General features: G+C 69.5%; 14 protein-coding genes and 1 pseudogene. 7 read left to right on the forward strand and 8 right to left on the reverse strand.

The annotated features are described in order from the left end of the window. Positions 1-262 precede the first annotated feature (262 nt). A complete protein-coding gene (locus AB5J50_RS48645) occupies positions 263-814 on the forward strand; it encodes a YciI family protein (RefSeq protein WP_369265721.1) in 552 nt (183 codons plus the stop codon). A 172-nt stretch (positions 815-986) separates the two neighbouring features. Here AB5J50_RS48645 and AB5J50_RS48650 read toward each other — a convergent pair whose 3' ends face one another. Continuing rightward, on the reverse strand, positions 987-1,385 hold the full coding sequence (locus tag AB5J50_RS48650; RefSeq protein ID WP_369264933.1) for a nuclear transport factor 2 family protein: 399 nt from the start codon (positions 1,383-1,385) through the stop codon (positions 987-989). Between the two features lie 706 nt (positions 1,386-2,091). Here AB5J50_RS48650 and AB5J50_RS48655 point away from each other — a divergent pair. Next, a complete protein-coding gene (locus AB5J50_RS48655; RefSeq protein ID WP_369264934.1) occupies positions 2,092-3,810 on the forward strand; it encodes a DNA/RNA non-specific endonuclease in 1,719 nt (572 codons plus the stop codon). Positions 3,811-4,270: 460 nt separating this feature from the next. Here the strand turns inward: AB5J50_RS48655 and AB5J50_RS48660 are convergent, their stop codons facing one another. Then, entirely contained in the window at positions 4,271-5,455 is a 1,185-nt protein-coding gene (locus AB5J50_RS48660; protein WP_369264935.1) for an amidase domain-containing protein, read from the reverse strand. A gap of 343 nt (positions 5,456-5,798) precedes the next feature. Between AB5J50_RS48660 and AB5J50_RS48665 the strand changes: the two genes are divergently transcribed. Further along, positions 5,799-6,716: an NADP-dependent oxidoreductase gene (locus tag AB5J50_RS48665; RefSeq protein ID WP_369264936.1), complete on the forward strand. Its 918-nt coding sequence runs from the start codon at positions 5,799-5,801 to the stop codon at positions 6,714-6,716. A gap of 68 nt (positions 6,717-6,784) precedes the next feature. Here the strand turns inward: AB5J50_RS48665 and AB5J50_RS48670 are convergent, their stop codons facing one another. The 3 genes from AB5J50_RS48670 to AB5J50_RS48680 all read right to left on the reverse strand — a co-directional run bounded on the left by AB5J50_RS48670 (position 6,785) and on the right by AB5J50_RS48680 (position 8,786). Then, positions 6,785-7,771 (reverse strand): nucleotidyl transferase AbiEii/AbiGii toxin family protein, encoded by a 987-nt coding sequence (locus AB5J50_RS48670; RefSeq protein ID WP_369264937.1) that lies wholly within the window; start codon positions 7,769-7,771, stop codon positions 6,785-6,787. Continuing rightward, positions 7,768-8,415 carry a hypothetical protein gene (locus AB5J50_RS48675; protein ID WP_369264938.1) on the reverse strand — a complete coding sequence of 216 codons (648 nt, stop codon included), beginning with the start codon at positions 8,413-8,415 and terminating at the stop codon, positions 7,768-7,770. The genes AB5J50_RS48670 and AB5J50_RS48675 overlap by 4 nt, the downstream gene beginning before the upstream one ends. Before the next feature lie 176 nt (positions 8,416-8,591). Continuing rightward, positions 8,592-8,786: a hypothetical protein gene (locus tag AB5J50_RS48680; protein ID WP_369264939.1), complete on the reverse strand. Its 195-nt coding sequence runs from the start codon at positions 8,784-8,786 to the stop codon at positions 8,592-8,594. A 106-nt stretch (positions 8,787-8,892) separates the two neighbouring features. Between AB5J50_RS48680 and AB5J50_RS48685 the strand changes: the two genes are divergently transcribed. Together AB5J50_RS48685 and AB5J50_RS48690 are read left to right on the forward strand one after the other, a co-directional pair. Continuing rightward, a complete protein-coding gene (locus tag AB5J50_RS48685) occupies positions 8,893-9,999 on the forward strand; it encodes a hypothetical protein (protein WP_369264940.1) in 1,107 nt (368 codons plus the stop codon). 225 nt (positions 10,000-10,224) lie between these two features. After that, complete coding sequence (locus AB5J50_RS48690) at positions 10,225-11,469, forward strand: MalY/PatB family protein (protein WP_369264941.1); 1,245 nt, start codon at positions 10,225-10,227, stop codon at positions 11,467-11,469. A 125-nt stretch (positions 11,470-11,594) separates the two neighbouring features. Here the strand turns inward: AB5J50_RS48690 and AB5J50_RS48695 are convergent, their stop codons facing one another. Next, entirely contained in the window at positions 11,595-12,545 is a 951-nt protein-coding gene (locus AB5J50_RS48695; RefSeq protein ID WP_369264942.1) for a helix-turn-helix domain-containing protein, read from the reverse strand. A 110-nt stretch (positions 12,546-12,655) separates the two neighbouring features. Here AB5J50_RS48695 and AB5J50_RS48700 point away from each other — a divergent pair, with 110 nt between their 5' ends. Both AB5J50_RS48700 and AB5J50_RS48705 read left to right on the forward strand, forming a co-directional pair. Continuing rightward, complete coding sequence (locus AB5J50_RS48700) at positions 12,656-13,687, forward strand: trans-acting enoyl reductase family protein (protein WP_369264943.1); 1,032 nt, start codon at positions 12,656-12,658, stop codon at positions 13,685-13,687. Positions 13,688-13,945: 258 nt separating this feature from the next. Then, positions 13,946-15,448, forward strand: coding sequence for a hypothetical protein (locus AB5J50_RS48705; RefSeq protein ID WP_369264944.1), 1,503 nt, complete (start codon positions 13,946-13,948; stop codon positions 15,446-15,448). Positions 15,449-16,124: 676 nt separating this feature from the next. On the opposite strand, the gene AB5J50_RS48710 is transcribed toward AB5J50_RS48705, so the two are convergent. Next, entirely contained in the window at positions 16,125-16,742 is a 618-nt protein-coding gene (locus AB5J50_RS48710) for a TOPRIM nucleotidyl transferase/hydrolase domain-containing protein (protein ID WP_369265722.1), read from the reverse strand. Between the two features lie 162 nt (positions 16,743-16,904). Beyond that, a pseudogene (locus AB5J50_RS48715) lies at positions 16,905-17,080 on the reverse strand (IS5/IS1182 family transposase); the annotation flags it as partial. Positions 17,081-17,118: the final 38 nt, after the last annotated feature.

The raw sequence follows: 17,118 nt of genomic DNA on the forward strand, positions 1-17,118 counted from the left end.
CTTAACCATCGATACGTCCGTCCCTAGAAGGCCCATGAAGATGTTGGGTTCTGACTCTGCGGCGACGATTTCGCGACGACGGGTGGCCAACTGTCGCTGAGCACGGCCACCTATCTCTGCTGTGGCTGAGGGCGCCGGTGCGTTGTGGCCGCGCTCTTCGGGACGGCTGAGCGGCCTGATGGAACGCTTCCGTGTCAGCAGCATGGGTCCAGCGTTGCCAAATCCCGTTGAGGTGCTGCCGTGTTGGGGAGAGTCCGTGGGCATGGAGTTCCTCTGCTACCACCGCGATAGGCCCGGCTCGGTCGCGTTGCGCGACAAACCGCTGGAAGAGCACTGGTCGTACATGGACGGGTACGCGGCGGAGATGATTGCTCGCGGCCCTACGTTCGGCGGCGATGGCGAAACGCCGACCGGCAGTGTGCACATCGTCGATCTGCCGGATCCCGCTGCCGCCCGCGCGTTCGCCTTCGACGAGCCCAACTATCAGGCCGGCGTGTACCGGGACGTGCTGCTGCGGCGGTGGCGCAACATGCTGGGGCGCACCATGTGGGATTTCCCTGGAGGCCGGATGGGTGGCAACCGGTATCTGGTGCTCGGCCTCGGCTCGGGGCAGGCCGTCGACCTCGTCGTGCCGCCCGACCGTGACGAGCTGATCGCGTACGGGCCACTGCTGTCCGACGACGGCGCCACTTGGCTGGGTACGGCGGTGCTGGTCCGGGCCGCGGACCCGGATACGGCGCGCGCCGTCCTGACCTCGGACCGGTATGCCGACATCGAGGTCCACGACTGGCAGTTCGGCGGGCGGCCGTCATGAACCAAGGACACGCCACGTGGACGGCGACGGCAGCTGGCGCTTGGCTGCAAGAGTCTGGTGCTGGGGTGCTCGGTGTTCTGGGCCGGGCCGGGGATGTCGGGGTCCGGTTTGGCGCGCTGCGTCAGCTCGGGCCGGCATGGCTGGGGCCGGATGGCGTGGAGGCCGGGGGTGGTCAGGGCTGGTCATGCCAGGAGAGCGCTGTGATGCGCCAGCCTTCGGGGGTGCGGACCAATTGGATGGTTTTGGTTCCGCCGCCTTTGAACGGTTTGCCGTCCATGGTTCCGGATTTTTGGTAGTCACTGAATCGTGAGGCGATGTCGCCTGCGATCTCGGTGCGTTCGGCGGTCTCCCATTCGGAGAACTCGATCAGCCGGCCGTCGGTCAGGAGCTGTTGGCGGGGTTCGATGAACTCGTCCAGGGTGTACACGGTGAATTCCGGGCCGGTTTTGACGATGATGCCGGAGGGAAGCACGAGCCGGCGGATTCGTGTCACGTCGGGTGTCTTGCCGCCCCGGTTGTCGAAGGCGCCGAAGAACTCGGCGGTCACCAAGTCAATGTCGGTCTTGGACATCGCGCGACAGTAACACGCCCCCGAATGCCCTGGTAGTGCGGCGGGAGTTGGGGACGCCGGCGGCTGCGGTGGTTGTCGTGGCCGGCTGCGGAGTTGCGTGCCGGCCGGTTCTGCCGTTTCGCGCACCATCCCTGACCAGGTTGGTCCCGGTCGGTCGGGGGCGTGGCGGGTGCTGATCGCCTGTATGTGGGGGGTGCGAGGGCCGCTGTGCGACGGCTCCGGCCGTCAGCAGCGGGGCGGGCCGGGGCCGGGGTGGGGAGGGGTGGCTGGTTGTGGCGGTGTCGCGGTCGGTTCCGGTGGTGGGTGTCCGGGGTGTGGTGTGACGTCCCGTGCGTGGTTGTCCGAGGCGTGGCGTGACGGTCCTGTGCGTGTGTTCACCCGAGTGGGTCATTATCTTGCGGCATATGACGCATCTATGCGTTTCGCTGGGTGTGGGCTGGTGGTCATCCGGGTGGCTGCCGCGCCTGTTGTCGCTGGGGGGGTCGCTGGGGGGCGGTGCGTGTGGTCTGTGCCGTCCTCTTTTCCTCTTCGTGAAGGGACATCCTCGTCAATGGTCACGAGCACCGGTAAGAAGGCGGCGTCGTCATCCGGGAAGTCGGCTCTGGCGCAGGACAAGCTGATTTCTTCGCTTCGGCAGTACATCCGTTCGCGAGGGCCGGATCTGCTGAAGGATCCGAATGTGTCGTCGGTAGGCATCGGGCACAAAGTGAAGAATGGCACGCGGGGCAAGCAGGTCGTGCTGCAGTTCACGGTGAAGAGCAAGGCCGAGCCGGAGGCGCTGGAGGCGCTGGGTACGGCCCGTATACCCGAGACCGTCATGGTGGACGGTGTCCAGGTGCCCACCGATGTCATCGAGCGCAGTTACAAGGCGCATTTCCGCAGGGTGGCCGAGGTTGAGAAGCCTGAGCGCAAGACCCGTCTGAACCCGGTGTTTCCCGGGGCGAGCGTGGGCGGTGTGACGGTCACGGCCGGGACGGTCGGCTGCATTGTCTTCGACAGGGCCGACGGCACTCCGTATGTGCTGAGCAACTGGCATGTGCTGCAGGGCCCGGACGGCAGGCTGGGCGAGGAGGTCGTGCAGCCCGGCCGTTTCGACGACAACCGGATCGACCGCAACCACCTCGGCGCGCTGAAGAGGTCTCACCTGGGCCCGGCCGGTGACTGCGCGGTCGCGAGCATCGACGAGGGACGGACCTTCGAGCAGAAGATCTGCGAACTCGGTGTGGCGCCACAAGAGTTGGGCGATCCGGATCTCGGCGACAAGGTGATCAAGAGCGGACGGACCACCGGGGTCACCCACGGTGTGGTCCGCCGTATCGACACCCTGGTCAAGATCGACTATGAGGGCGATGTCGGCGAGAAGACCATCGGCTGTTTCGAGATAGGCCCCGACGACGACCATCCGCCGACGGACGGCGAGATCAGCAGCGGCGGCGACTCGGGCGCGGTGTGGCTGTTCAAGCAGAACGGCAAGCCGAGCAAGGTCATCGCGGGGGTTCACTTCGGCGGGGAGAGCACAGGCGATCCCGACGAGCACGCGCTGGCCTGCCTGGCCAGCTCGGTCTTCGAGAAACTCGAGATCAGCCTGCAGCCGCCCTCTGCCGAGGAGGTGCAGCCGCTGCAGGGCTACGACGCGGAGTTCCTCGGCGCGCAGATAGACGTCCCGCAGCTCACCGCGGACATCAGCAATGACGCGGTGCGGCTGGATGGCAAGGAGGTCATCCCCTACACGCATTTCTCGCTGACTCTCAGCAAGAAGCGGCGTTTCCCGTTCTGGGTGGCGTGGAACATCGACGGCGGCAGCCTCAAGAAGCTCAGCCGGTCCGGTATCCCTTTCACCAAGGACCCGCGGCTCGCCGCGGACACGCAGGTGGGCAACGAGCTGTATGAGGGCAACCGGCTCGACCGCGGCCACATCGCACGCCGCGCCGATCTGCTGTGGGGCAGCCTGCCGGAAGCCAAGAAGGCCAACACCGACTCGTTCTTCTACCCCAACATCACCCCGCAGATGGACGACTTCAACCAGAGCGCCAAGAACGGACTGTGGGGTCAGTTGGAGGACGCCGTCTTCGCCGACGTCGAGGTCGACGACCTCAGGGTCAGTGTCTTCGGCGGGCCCGTCTTCCAGGACGACGATCACACCTACCGGGGTGTGAAGATTCCCCGGGAGTTCTGGAAGGTCATCACCTTCGTCGAGCAGGGCGAGCTGAAGACCAAAGCGTTCCTGCTCACGCAGAACCTTGACCAGCTCGAAGCCCTGGACCTCGACGAGTTCCGCGTCTTCCAGGTCGGCCTCGACGAAATCGAGGAACGCGCCCACATCCGCTTCCCGGCCGCTCTCCACAAGGGCGACCAGCTACTCGTCCCCGAAGTCGCAGCCGACCGGGCACCCCTGGCCGACCTGAGCGACATCCACTGGGACTGACTTGTGCCACCCCAGCCCGGCTATGGCCGGGCTGGGGCTGGGCCGCCGGCATGCTCTGCCCGATGGCGCTGGCAGGGCATGCCGGGACGGCTCTTTGAGGATGCGTCACGTCCGCCCGGACCGCCGGTGCAGGCCCGTGCTGCCCGGCGCCCCGGTCCGGTGCCTGCGCTCTGCGGCCCGTGCCTGTGCCTGTGCCTAGGATCGTGCTGCATGCCCGGTGGCGGCTGCGCTATGATTGATCTTGAGCTTCCCGCCGGAACACGCGGCGGTGAGTCCGGCGTTGGTGGTCCAAGGAAAGACGTCCCGCTTCCTGCGGGGAAATGCAGGTGCAAGGCCTGCCCAGCGCTCCACACAGCCCCGCCCCCGGTGTACCGGGGGCGGGGCTGGCTTTTTCTCACGGGTGCCGTGCCTGCGGTGTGTTCCTGCCGTCGGGCCGGTTCCCGCCCCACAAGGAGACCGCTCAGGTGCGGTAGGCGTAGTACGCCGCGTTCGGGTACGACGCGACGATGCTCGCCACCGACCTGTTGTAGGTGTTGGTGGAGTGGTACGTCACGTACGGCACGCCCTGCGGACTGCGGTAGGTGACGATCATGGTGTGGTCCTTGGACCCGTCCTTGTTGAAGTCCATTTGCAGCACGTCACCCACGTCCAGCTGGTAGACGTTGGCGAGGCCGGCGACCCGCTTGGAGGACAGGGCGAACCACGAGAACTCGTTGACACCGACGAACGAGTCCGACTGGATATCAGAGTTGCCGAACCACTTGTGGAAGTCGTACGTGTAGCCGGGCACATGCTTCCAGCCGCCCGCCTTCAGGGACTGGCTGACGAAGTTCGTGCAGTCGCCGCCCGCACCATGCCCGTTGAAATCCGGGTAGGCCGGGTTGTAGTTCTTCCAGTACTTCGCCGCGTACGCCGCCATGGCCTTGTAGTCGTAGCCGGTGGCGGAGAAGTTCTTCGGCTTGGCCTGCGCGGGCCATGTGGTGGCCGAACGGGCCGCCGCGGGCGGGTTGTTGTCGTCAGCGGTGTTCGGCGCGGCGACGAACGTGGTGGCGGCGACCTGATTGACCGCGACGCCGGCGTCGGTGTCGCGGATCCCGGTCAACTGCCAGTCGCCCTTGCGGTCGGCCTTGAACGTCAGCTTGTGGTGCGCCTGGAAGCCGGTGGTCTTCGGCTCGTTGCCCCGGGCCTTCTCGTACGTCAGCGTCGTGGTCTCGGTGACGTCGACTGTGGCGTGACGGCCCTTCACCCGCGTACGGTCCAGCGCGACGCTCGTGTTGGCCGAGCTGTACTTCTCGCCGAGCGACGCCAGGCGGGACCTGCGGCCCTGTAGCTGCGACAACGCGGAGTTCTCCTCGCGCGACAGCGCGGAGGACAGCCGCACGTCGCCCGAGAACCGCGACGCAAGTGACGTGTTCTGCCTGGTCTTTCCGTTGTCCACCAACGTGTCCGTACGGTCGGTGAAGACCGCGTCCGCCAGCTGCTGGAAGGTGGCCCTGGTCGACGGATCCACCGTGACGTCGCCGGCGACACTCGCCGCCCCCGCAGTCCAGTTGGGCAGCAGCGCCGCGCCGGCGACAACCGAGGCTGCCGCCGCCGCGACTATGGTCGCGCGTCGCCGCTTACGGCTCAGTTTCCTTGATCTCAATGATGTTCCCCTCTACGCCGGTACTCGCTACCGGGAGCCGCATCCTCGCATGACATGTGAGCTTCCTGTGAAGGGGGTTGCTGAAGGGACACGACCACAACGCGCAAGGGGCCTCGGCTCCACCCTCGCGACGAGCCGCCTTACGACACCGGAGCAACCCCGAGCACGGCCGCAGTCCGCACCGGTTGTGACACCACCGTTCGTTTCCGCATCCTCGGACCGTTGATCCTGGGAAGAAAGCTCTGTTCCTGAGCCGTTGACTGCGATGCCACGTTCGATGTGTGGCCATTCGGGGCGTGGCCGTCCAAGGCTTGTCCGAACGAGGAAGAGCGGTGATCACGCGATGCAGGCGGTGCGGTTCCACGAGTACGGCGGGATCGATGTGCTGCGGGTGGAGGAGGTGGAACGGCCGACGCCCGGCCCCGGACAGGTGCTGGTCGAGGTCCGCGCGGCCGGGATCCAGCCCGGCGAGGCAATGATCCGAAAGGGCGCGCGGCACGGACGCTGGCCGGCGACGTTCCCCTCCGGGCAGGGCAGCGATCTGGCCGGCGTCGTGGTGGAGGCCGGCCCGGAGGTACGCGGCTTCGCGGTGGGCGATGAAGTCCTGGGCTTCACTCACAGCAGGGCGAGCCATGCGGAGTTCGTCGTGGCCGACGACGTACAGCTGACCTCGCGTCCGGAAGGGCTGTCCTGGGACGTGGCCGGGTCGTTGTACGTGGCCGGCACGACCGCATACGCCACCGTGTTCGCGGTGGACCCCGGACCGGCCGACACGGTCGTCGTGTCCGGTGCGGCGGGCGGCGTCGGGTCCCTTGCCGTGCAGCTCGCGCGGCGGCGCGGCGCCACGGTGATCGGGCTGGCGAGCGAGCGGAACCACGCCTGGTTGAAGGATCGCGGTGTCGTCCCGGTCGAGTACGGCGAGGGCGTGGCCGAACGGATCCGGCAGGCTTCCGGCGGGAACGTCGACGCGTTCATCGACACGTTCGGCGACGGCTACGTGGAGCTGGCAGTGGAGTTGGGCGTGCGGCCCGAGCGGATCAACACGATCCGCGATTGGCAGGCCGCGGCCAGGGTCGGTGCCCGCACCTACGGAGAGGGCGCGGCGGCGTGCGCGGTCGTGCTCGGCGAGCTGGCCCGGCTTGCCGCGCGCGGGGAGCTGGAGGTGCCGATCGCCCGTACCTACCCGCTGGAGCGGGTGCGAGACGCGTTCCACGAACTGGAACGGGGGCACGCCCACGGCAAGATCGTGCTCCGGCCCTAGCGACTGTCCGCCGGACACCCCCTAGCGGCGAGATCAACCGCTCAGCGCCAACAGCCGTTCCATGGTCTCTACCGCCCCAACACCGGTTCCAGCGCCCGGCTCAGGCGCTCCAGCCACTCCTCGGCCGTACCCCGCACCTGTGGGTGGTCCGCCCGGAAGTCCTCCCAGTCCACGGACCACAGCGCCACCGAGTCCAGGCGCAGGGCGTCTGCGGCCGCCGTGTTGCCCGGCTCGTGGCGGAACACCTTGCGCAGCAGCCGTGGGGAGAGCTTCGTGGCTTCCGCCTCCGCGAGGAGTACGGCGTCGTAGAGGTCCTTGGCCTGCGCCCGGCCCTCCGTGGCGCAATCGGCGTGCAGCCACAGCAGCTTCCACGCGAGCGACAGTTCGCGGCCCGCGGTGCGTACGACGGTCGGCCCGGTGCCGTCACCACGGGGTATCGCCGTCAGGACGGGGGGCTCGGGGAGCCACTCGTCGCGGGCGAAGTCCAGCCGCGCCTCGCCGGGCGGGAGGCCTTCCGCTTCCCAGGGGACGATCAGGCGTATGCCCGGGGTGTCGTACTCCGAGTAGGTCCAGGTGCCGTCGTTCCTGGCGGCGTCCGCGTCGAGCACCACCCCCGGCGCGGCCACCGGCCGCTCACGCACAAGGCCGAGCAAAGCTTCATGTGGCGGGCAGTCCTCCGGCTCCGCTTCGATGATCCAGCGCAGCCCTTCCGGCGGTACCACGGGCCGAAGGCCCCCGGCGTCGAACTCCTCGAACTTCCAGATCTCGTACCGGTCGGCGCCGTCGGCCGCCTCCGGCCACTGCTGTACGACCTCCACGTCCTCCACGTACGGATACGGGTGCTCGGGATCGACCGGGACCAGTAGGGGCCGGGGAATGATCCAGTCGAGGTCCGCCGGCTCCCGCGCGTCTGCCCCCACCCACGCCGGCATCACCATGCTGCCCCGCAGCACCAGGGCGTCACCCAACGGGGACCCGACGACGAGGCCGAGCAGATGATCGAGCACAGCCCGGTGCGCGATGCGCCATCGTTCGCCGTCCACGGACCAGTTCACCGGACGTCCGTCTTCTCGTCGATCCACCCGCTGTCCAGGGCCAGGTGGTCGTCGTGCACGACGAACTCTTCCTCGACCTCGACGGCCTTGAATCCCGCCGCCGCGAGGGCATCGAGGAGGGCGTCGAGACGGCGGCGGGCCTCGGTGCGGCCGACGCCACGGCAGCGCTGGGTGACGAAGCGTTCGTGACCGCGCCCGCCCAGACCGCGGCGGGCGTTGCGCGACACATGGGCGGTGTGCCGCTCGGCGAGTGCGCGCACCGCCGTCATCTCGGTCTCGTCGGGGAGGGCGAGCTTGACGTGGTGCTCGAAGTAGCAGCCGGGAGGGAGTTCCTGGGCCTCGGCGGCCGTCCGCGGCACGTCCTCGTTCCACGGTGCTGCCTCGATCTTCACACGGGCGACGCCGAACCCCTCGGCACCCAGCCGCTCGATCCATGTCAGCGCGGCCTCCCGCTGTGCCGACAGGACACCGTGGCCGCGCACCGTCAGCATCGGCTGGTCAGGGGTCGCGCCCCGGTCGAGCACGATCCGCGTGTACTTCACACGGTGGCGCTCCGCCCAGCGGCGTATGCGGCCCTCATCACCGGCCATGGAGGTGCCCACCACCGTGAGATGAGTCTCGAACTCGCCCGCGAAATCTTTCACTACCGCCCCACACTTGCCCGTCTGCTCACCAGCGGCCAACGGTACTGACAGCCACTGACAGCGACGGCGAGGCGACGGCGTCCTTGCCCGGCACCGACCTGCGCTTGTTCTTGACCCGGGGCGTCGAACGGCGTCTCGAACCGGGTCGCCCCGGTGCTTGTGCTGTGCGCAGACACTCACGCTCGGTCTGCTGAGCCTCGCTTGTCCTCAACGTGGACGACGTGAAGTTCGGTGCCGTCCCGATGGCGCTTGGAACGTCCGAACAGCCCGACAGCGATCTCCGACTGCTCGAACAGGACCCACGACTTGCGAGGGTCGGTGAGAAGCCGCTGCCAGACGTCTACGAGTATCTCGGTGTCCACGGCGGTCATCACGCTCCACGCCGTGGCGGCGCTCCAGCCCCGCAGCGGACGGAAAACACGTTGGCCGGCCGCCGCCGAGCTGCGACGATGCCCCTGTTTCCCCAGTGGAGGACATTTGTTCGTTTTCGTGTGTGCGGGGTGCGGCGCCAGGCTGACCGCCCCGCTGTCCCAGGTCGCCCTGCCGGTCCACGCCCATCAGAAGTATGGGAACGGGATTCAGCTCCCGGTGCTCATGGAGTCGGGCACGTTCGCCGTGGACCCGGAGCCCTGGGGGCCGCCGTGGCGGACATGGGAGGAGATCGACCCGGACGAGGCGGCGGCTCGCGGCATCTACGCACCGGTCCACGCCCTGTCCGACGGCGCGCCCGGTGCGATCGTCATCGCACCCGGAGATACACGCGGCACCCTGCTGATCCCGGAGAAGGGCGGCGGTTACTGCTGTGGCCTCGACGGGGCCGACGGCCCCAACATGGCCTGCGAGGCGTGCGGCCTGCCCGTGGCGAGCAGGATCGACGACTGTTCGCTCTGGCAGGCGGTGTGGCTTGCCCCAAACGCCGTGCGTCGCCGCCCCGTCGACGACACCGACGCCGCACCGCTTTCCTGGGCGGAGTTGATGGCAGGGGGGAAGGGCACGCCACCGTTCGAGCCGATCGCCACGTGGGGATCGCGGGTGGGGTCGAACCGCTGGTGGTCGTGGAGTCCGCAATGGGAGGCGGCGGTCGGCCGGGCGCTCGCCCACCTGCTGGCGGCTTCGGAAGGCCGGCCGGTGACCGTCCCGGGCGGCCTGATCGAGGAAGTGTTCCAACGCGCCCTCGACGCCCTGCTGCCCGCGGGTCCGCCGGCGCGGCGCGCCGTTCTGGCCGGACCGGGACGGCCCGCCCACGACGCGGACGCCGACATCCTCCTCGTGCCGGACCATCCGCAGACGGGGGAGACCTGGACCCCGGCCAACCCGGCCGCCTCGGCATACTCGGTGCCACTGCCGTTCGGGGTGTGGCTGTGGTTGGTCCTCCCCGAGCCGTACCTGACCGTCCCCGCGTCGGGCGGCATGCCCGACGGCGTCCTCCGCGACGACCTGCCCGCGCCGCGCCCGCGTCACCGCTTCCGGGCTGACTCGGGAGCGTTCCAGCACACCCTGGTCCGACTGCCGGCCGTCCGCAGCCCGTGGCTGCGCGAGATCCTCGAGAACCTCACGCAGCACATGCGCGCCGGCCACTTCTAGCCAGCTGACAGAAGGCGCCGACACCCGATCTTCTGCGGTCCGACGCCGTCATCCGCCATGCGGGCCTGGGGTAGGGGGGTAGGGACGTAGGAGGCTCTGGAGCAGGCACGGGGCAGCGGTGCGACCCCGGACGTCTTCTGTGCGGCAGTCGGCGCCGCCGGGATGCTGACCAGAGTCGCAGTGACCCACCTACAGACCCGGCGGGCCCGGGGATTGGAGCGCGGAATGGCAGACGCCACGAAGAGAGCGGCCCCCGATGTCGCCGAAGTCGGCCGGACGGATCCTCTCGTCCAACTGTCTCTGGAACAGTTGCGACAGCGCACCAGCATGAAGTGGCGCGCCCACCCCGAGGACGTACTTCCGCTCTGGGTGGCGGAGATGGATGTGCCGCTGGCTCCGCCCATTGCCGAGGCATTGCGCACCGCGACCGACCTCGGCGACACCGGATACGCGTACGGGAGCGGCTACGCCGAGGCCCTCGCCGCGTTCGCTGTGGAGCGTTGGAAGTGGGACGGGCTGCGCGTCGAGCACACGGCGATCGTGCCCGACGTGATGATGGGCATCGTCGAAGTGCTCCGGCTGATCACCGGTCCCGGTGACGCGGTGGTCGTGTGCTCCCCGGTGTACCCGCCCTTCTACGCGTTCGTCGCCCACGATGCCCGCGAGGTCATCGAGGCACGCCTCGGTCCGGACCTACGCGTCGACCTGGACGCTCTGGAGGACGCCTTCGTGCGGGCCCGATGTCAGGGCCGCCGCGCCGCGTTCCTGATGAGCAACCCGCACAACCCGACCGGCGTCGTCCACACCCGACAGGAACTGGAGGCCATCGCGGCCCTCGCCCGCAAGCACGGCGTGCGGGTGGTGTCCGACGAGATCCACGCCCCGCTGGTGCTGCCGGGGGCCACCTTCACCCCCTTCCTCAGCGTTCCCGGGGCCGAGAACGCGTTCGCGCTGACCTCCGCGTCCAAGGCGTGGAACCTCGCCGGCCTGAAGGCCGCCCTGGCCATCGCGGGCCGCGAAGCCGCCGACGAACTCCGGCTCCTGCCGGAAGAAGTCAGCCACGGCCCCAGCCACCTCGGGGTCATCGCTCACACCACGGCGTTCCGCGAGGGCGGGGACTGGCTCGACGCACTACTGCTCGGGCTCGACGCCAACCGGCGTCTGCTGGGGCAGTTGCTCGAAGAACACCTCCCTGACGTGCGGTATCACCGGCCCCAGGGAACCTATCTGGCCTGGCTGGACTGCACCTGGCTGGGACTGCACAGCGACTACGGCACAGGTGGCCCCGGCGTGGTGAGCGAACTGTCCGGACCCGCGAGGTTGTTCCTCGACGAAGCCAGGGTCGCCCTCAGCTCCGGGCATGTCTTCGGCTCCGGCGGCGAGGGATGCGTACGCCTCAACTTCGCGACGACACCGGCCGTCCTGCGTGAAGCACTGACGAGGATGGGACGCGCGGTACGCGACCTTTGAGAGGTCCTCTGGGGCGGCTGCCGCCCGCGCCCGCGGCCTCGGCGCCGAACCGGTAGCGGCGGAGCGTGCCGCCGCAGTGCTGCTGCTCATGGCCCAGGGGAACGGACGGGGTTGCCCGCTGTCGTTCAGGCCGGGCGGGTCCGCAAGCGGAAGGTGCGGCGGTAGCTGTCCGGCGGCACGCCGACTGTGCGGTTGAAGTGCCGGCGCAACGTCGTGGCGGTGCCCATGCCGGTGGCCGCCGCGATGGTGTCGACGCTGTCGTCGGTGGTCTCCAGCAACTCCTGGGCGTGGCGGATCCGCTGGGTCAGCAGCCATTGCAGTGGGGTGGTGCCGGTCACCGATCTGAAGTGGCGGCCCAGGTGACGCGAGCTCATCCGCGCCTGGCGGGCCAGGTCCTCCACGGTCAGCGGACGGTCCAGCCGTTCGATCACCCACGGGAACAGTTCGGCGAGCGGGTGGTTGTCCGGGGCGGGCACCGGGGTGGTGACGAACTGGGCTTGGCCGCCGTCCCGGTGCGGCGGCACGACCAGGCGGCGGGCAAGGGTGTTGGCGATCGACGAGCCGTGGTCGAGACGGACCAGGTGCAGGCACAGGTCCATGGCGGCGGCTTTGCCTGCGGAGGTGAGCACGCTGCCGTTGTCCACGTAGAGGACGTCCGGGTCCACCGTCACCTGGGGGTAGCGGGCGGCGAGGACTTGGGTGTGCGCCCAGTGCGTGGTCGCGCGTTTCCCGTCCAGCAGGCCGGCGGCGGCCAGTACGAACGCGCCGGTGCAGAGGGAGGCCACGCGTGCGCCGGCATCGTGGGCCGCGCGCACCGCGTCGACCAGGTCGGCGGGTGGGTCCTGGTCGACGTCGGCCCAGCCCGGGACGATCACGGTGTCGGCGCGCGAGAGCTGGTCGAGGCCGTGGTCGGGCTCCAGCCGGAAGCGGCCGACCCGTACGGGGTCCGGCCCGCAGAGGGCGATGTCGTACCAGGGGCCCGTCACGGCGGCCGGGGCGGGGCCGAAGACCTCGTAGGCCAGGGCCAGTTCAAAGTGCAGCATGCCGTCGGTGACGGCCAGCGCGACTGTGTCCATGTCCGGAATTGTATGGGTCATGTCGTTCCGGACACTAGTGTGGGATGCTCGCCCTTGCCAGGATGTCCGTGACGGATCGCGGCGGATCATTTGAGCACGGAGGAGAACTCATGGGGTCGGGGCAGGCAGTGGCGGTGTTCGGCGCGTACGGGCACACCGGACGTTTCGTGGTGGCGCAGCTGCGGGAGCGCGGGTTCGTCCCGGTTCTTTCCGGCCGGGACGCCGACAAGCTGAAGGAACTCGCGGCATCCGAGCCCGGTTTGGACGTCCGCCCGGCGTCGGTCGACGATCCGGCTTCACTCGACGACGCATTGGCCGGCGCGGCGGCTGTGATCAACTGTGCTGGGCCCTTCGCCACGACCGCCGCTCCCGTGATCGAGGCGGCACTGCGCGCCGGAATCCCGTATGTGGATGTGGCAGCCGAGATAGAGGCCAACGTCGACACGTTCGCGCTCTTTGCGGACCGAGCTCGCGCCGCGGGAGCGGTGGTCGTCCCCGCGATGGCCTTCTACGGCGGCCTCGGTGACCTGTTGGCCACCGCGGCGATGGGCGACTGGACGGCGGCCGACGAGGTGCATGTCGCGTACGGGCTCAGCAGTTGGCACCCCACCGCCGGGACGCGCGAGGCAGGCGCGGTCTCCCGGGAGCGGCGGGGTGGTCGGCGCATCCGTTATACGAAGGGGCAGTTGGAGTACGTCCAGGACGCCCCGCCGGCCCTCACGTGGCCGTTCCCCGACCCGATGGGCCCGCGGGCCGTCATCGGGGAGTTCTCGATGGCTGACGTGGTCACCGTGCCCAGCCACCTCGCCGTCCCCGAGGTGCGCAGCTACATGACCGTCGAGGCGGCCAAGGACCTGTCGGCCCCGGACACACCGGCGCCGAGTGCGGTCGACGAGCGTGGGCGGTCCGAGCAGACCTTCCTCGTCGACGTCGTCGTGCGCTCCGGCGGTACTGAACGGCGCGCAGTGGCGAGGGGCCGGGACATCTACGCCGTCACCGCACCGCTCGCGGTGGAAGCAGTTGAGCGCATCCTCACGGGACGGACCAGGACGGTCGGTGTCGCCTCCGCCGGCGAGATCTTCGACGCGCCCGACTTCCTCCGCGCGTTGGCCCCGCACATTTCCCTTGAACTGAGCCAGTAGCGGGCCGGCCGCCCACGCTGCACTCCGGGTTGCCGGCCACCCTGGAAGCCGCCCGACCGGCCGTCCCCTCTCATCCCGACGTCGTCTCACTGCGGAGAAGCCAGTGACCGGCCGGCTCACCGGTTGACGTCACCGGTCACCAGGGCCTGGCGACCTGACGGTCGCCAGGCCTGCCATGCGCTCCCATGAGTTTCCGGAGGTCGGCGGCGGCCGCTGGGAGTGTCGACTTGGTCCGGTGATCGCTGGCACGATGTCCCGATGCCCTCCCCCTTTGCGGAACTGTGGTTGCGGGGCGTCGCGGCCAACCCAGCCGCGCCGTCCGAGGTCCTGCTACGCCTGTTGGATCCGGCTGCGTGCGCAGCCTGGAAGGTCCTTTGCGAGGAGCGCGATCTTCCCGCGGACGTCGTCGACGCGGTGATCGCACATCCGGAGCGGGCCGTCCGCCGAGGACTCGCCCGCAATCACCATGTTGGTCCCGTGCAGCGCGGTCGGCTGGTCAACGACCCCGACCCTCGCGTGCGCGGTGCTCTCGCCTCAGGCCCCTACCCGCGGCTGGGCAGGGTTGAAGCGCTTCCCGAAGATGTCCTGGAAACCCTGCTGACCGCGCAGGGCGACATCGGTCACGACCGGATCCTCACCGCGGACGAGATCAGACAGGAACTGGAGTTCTCAGGGCAGATACCGCCTTCCTTCCAGCGCAAGATGGCGGATCACGCGAACCCCGAACTGCGGGTCCGCGCGGCCAGGTTGTGGCTCTGGCTCACCCCCGGTCAACGCGATGCCCTGCTGGCCGACCCCGACCCCGGAGTGCGCGACGCCGCGCGACTGAAAAGCCGGGTCCTGGATGCCGCAAGCATGGAGGCCGAGCTGCCTGAACCTGACTGCCACCACCGGGGTCTCCTGCTCGGCGAATACGCCGTCTCCCGCGCTGTGGTCGAGGCGTGCCTCGCCGCCGGACGCGACCTGCTGAGTCTGGCGCGCAACCGTCACACACCCGCCGACGCCGTCGCGCGTCTTGCGCGCCATCCCGATCCCAGCGTGCGCGCACGCGTAGCCAGCAGGGCCGACCTCGATCCTTCACTGCTCGCGGAACTGGCCGCTGATCCCCACGGCGCGGTGCGCACGCGGGCACTGCTGCAGCCGCTGCCGCGCACCTGGGCGCAACGCGGTGCCATTGACGGGATAGTCGGCCGCACTGCCGAGGAGATCGGGCCGGTCGCCGAGATGCTCGCAGAGCCGGACACGAGCTGGTACGAAGCGTGCGCCGTCTCCGTGCATCCCCTGCTCCGCCGAGTCGCCGCAACCTGGCCCAGCCTCCCGGAGGAACTGGTGAAGCGCCTGGCCGGCGACCCCGACCCGCATGTGCGGCATCTGCTCGCCTACAACCACCCGCTCGCGCCGCCCGACATCGTCCTCGACGCCTTCCTCACCGCTCCCCGCCGGCGCCCGTATCTGCTGACGCTGCCTCGTCTGCCCCGCACCGGACTGCAACGCTTCCTCGACCACGAGGATCCCGACGTGCGCGCACTGGCCGCCGCCGACACCACACTGGCCCAGCCGCCCATCCACCTGCTCACCGACCCCGAGGCACGTGTACGCCGCGCCGCCGCCGCCAACCCCCTCCTGCCTCCCGATCTGACCCGGACACTTCTGGAGAGCCCCGAGACGGCAGAAGGGGCGGCAGCCAACCCGAGCGTGTCCACCGAGCGCCTTCACGGGCTGCTCGACCTCAGTGGGCTGGCCCGCGCGGCTCTGCAGTGAGTCCACAGCATCGGTTCGACCTCGCGCTCCAAGATCGTTCACGAAACTGCGGCCACGGCCGAAATTGCTGAGCGCCGTCAGCGACGCCGGTGTCGGCCACACACTCTCCGTCCACCTCGCGCTCCGCACGACCGCACGCGAGCAAACGGTCGACCCCGACTTTCACAGCGACCGCCTTCATCGCGGCCCACTCGGTGACGTACTCGGGCCGCACCTCACCGGCCATCCGCACCGCACGGCGGCGCAGCTCGACGGGAGCGGCGTCCCGCTGCCCTCCGAACCGGCCTGCCCGGTCCGCCGCGCCGGTTCCGTCGGGCAGGGGGCCATGTGGGCCGTTTCGGAGGGAATCAGCTGGCGGATGCGAACTGGAGTGCTGCCGCCTCGCCTTGCGGGCGCAGGGGCTTCGCGCCGGCCACGCCACTGCCGGAGGGCCGCACTGGCTCTCCGCCGCTGCCCCATGGTGCAGGTCGGATCACGGGCGGGTTCTGGCCGTGGTCGGAGGTCGCCGGCATCGGTGGTGTTCCGCAGGCATTGCCTGCACCTTCATCTGCTCCAGCCGGCTATCCAATCGGGACGACCTGTACGCCGCCTCACACGCCTCCCGGCTGCCCCGCGTGTTCAAGAAGATCCCCGCGCTCGCCCGAGGTCTTCTGCCGAGGTTGACGTCGCCCAGCGGTCAGAGGCTGGTGAGCAAGCCGTCGAGTGGGGCGGGTACGCGGTCGGGGTGGAGGGCCTCGACGAGAACGCGGCCGTAGCGGATCTTGCGCCCCTTCTTCGTGCCGAGGAAGCGCCGCAACTGCTGCTGCGAGGTGCGGCCCTGCTGCGCGGGCTGGCGCAGGAAGGTCTGCAGGGCGCGCAGATCGCCCTCTGCCCGGACGAGCTCCTCCACCCGTGTCACGCCCAGTGCGCGAATGAGTTCGTCCTCCAGATCCGCCGCGCAGACGAAGAACCCTTGCTGTGCTGCACCTGCCTGCTCCAAGGCGCGGGCGTAGTAGCGATGCTCCGCCTCGTCGCACAGCCCGGTGAGGCGGAGGCCCAGGCCGGGTGGCCCGAGGAGGCGGGCGAAGCGTCCGACGCTCATCGCACCGCCCATCGGCAGGACGCAGACTCCTTCGTCCGCCAGGTTCCGGCCGCGGCTCGCGGCCAGCGCGCTGACCGCTGCGACGTCGCTCGGCCCTTCGAGCAGGACAGCTGCCCGGACGGACAGCCGCGCGGCCAGCTCGTGCGCGGGGTCACCGGGGCCACCGGCCGCCCACGCGATGACCGCCTCCCGGAACGACCCCATGTCAGCCACGAGACGAGTCTGCGCCCTTCCCGGCCACCACGGTAGGGAATTTCCACCGGCACGCCACTCGGCGGTGAGCAGCGGGGCCCGACGGCCCGATCGGTCCGATCGGTCCGATCGAAGGAGGAAGCCGCCGCCAAGTGCAGCCGCTGGAGGAGCTCCCGGCCGGCCCAGGGTGCGTTCTATGGTCCAGCGACGTGGCAGGACGGTGAACCCCCTGGTGGTGGGGTTGCGGCGGACGATGGGCACGTCGAAGCCGAGGGTGGCGGCGTGTTCGACGAGTGCTGGCGGTAGCCGCCGTCGACCAAGGTCTCGCGGATGGTGGGATGCTCGGCGGCGACCTTCTCGTCGTCCGTGAGATCACCCCGAGTCATCCCACCTGTCT

The organism is Streptomyces sp. R35 (genome assembly GCF_041053035.1).
Classification (GTDB): domain Bacteria; phylum Actinomycetota; class Actinomycetes; order Streptomycetales; family Streptomycetaceae; genus Streptomyces; species Streptomyces lutosisoli.

Bases quoted from the DNA above. Each gene is read 5' to 3' on its own strand.
- AB5J50_RS48645 (WP_369265721.1), top strand. From the start codon at position 263: ATGGAGTTCCTCTGCTACCACCGCGATAGGCCCGGCTCGGTCGCGTTG.
- AB5J50_RS48650 (WP_369264933.1), bottom strand. From the start codon at position 1,385: ATGTCCAAGACCGACATTGACTTGGTGACCGCCGAGTTCTTCGGCGCC.
- AB5J50_RS48665 (WP_369264936.1), top strand. From the start codon at position 5,799: ATGCAGGCGGTGCGGTTCCACGAGTACGGCGGGATCGATGTGCTGCGG.
- AB5J50_RS48680 (WP_369264939.1), bottom strand. From the start codon at position 8,786: ATGACCGCCGTGGACACCGAGATACTCGTAGACGTCTGGCAGCGGCTT.
- AB5J50_RS48690 (WP_369264941.1), top strand. From the start codon at position 10,225: ATGGCAGACGCCACGAAGAGAGCGGCCCCCGATGTCGCCGAAGTCGGC.
- AB5J50_RS48695 (WP_369264942.1), bottom strand. From the start codon at position 12,545: ATGGACACAGTCGCGCTGGCCGTCACCGACGGCATGCTGCACTTTGAA.
- AB5J50_RS48700 (WP_369264943.1), top strand. From the start codon at position 12,656: ATGGGGTCGGGGCAGGCAGTGGCGGTGTTCGGCGCGTACGGGCACACC.
- AB5J50_RS48705 (WP_369264944.1), top strand. From the start codon at position 13,946: ATGCCCTCCCCCTTTGCGGAACTGTGGTTGCGGGGCGTCGCGGCCAAC.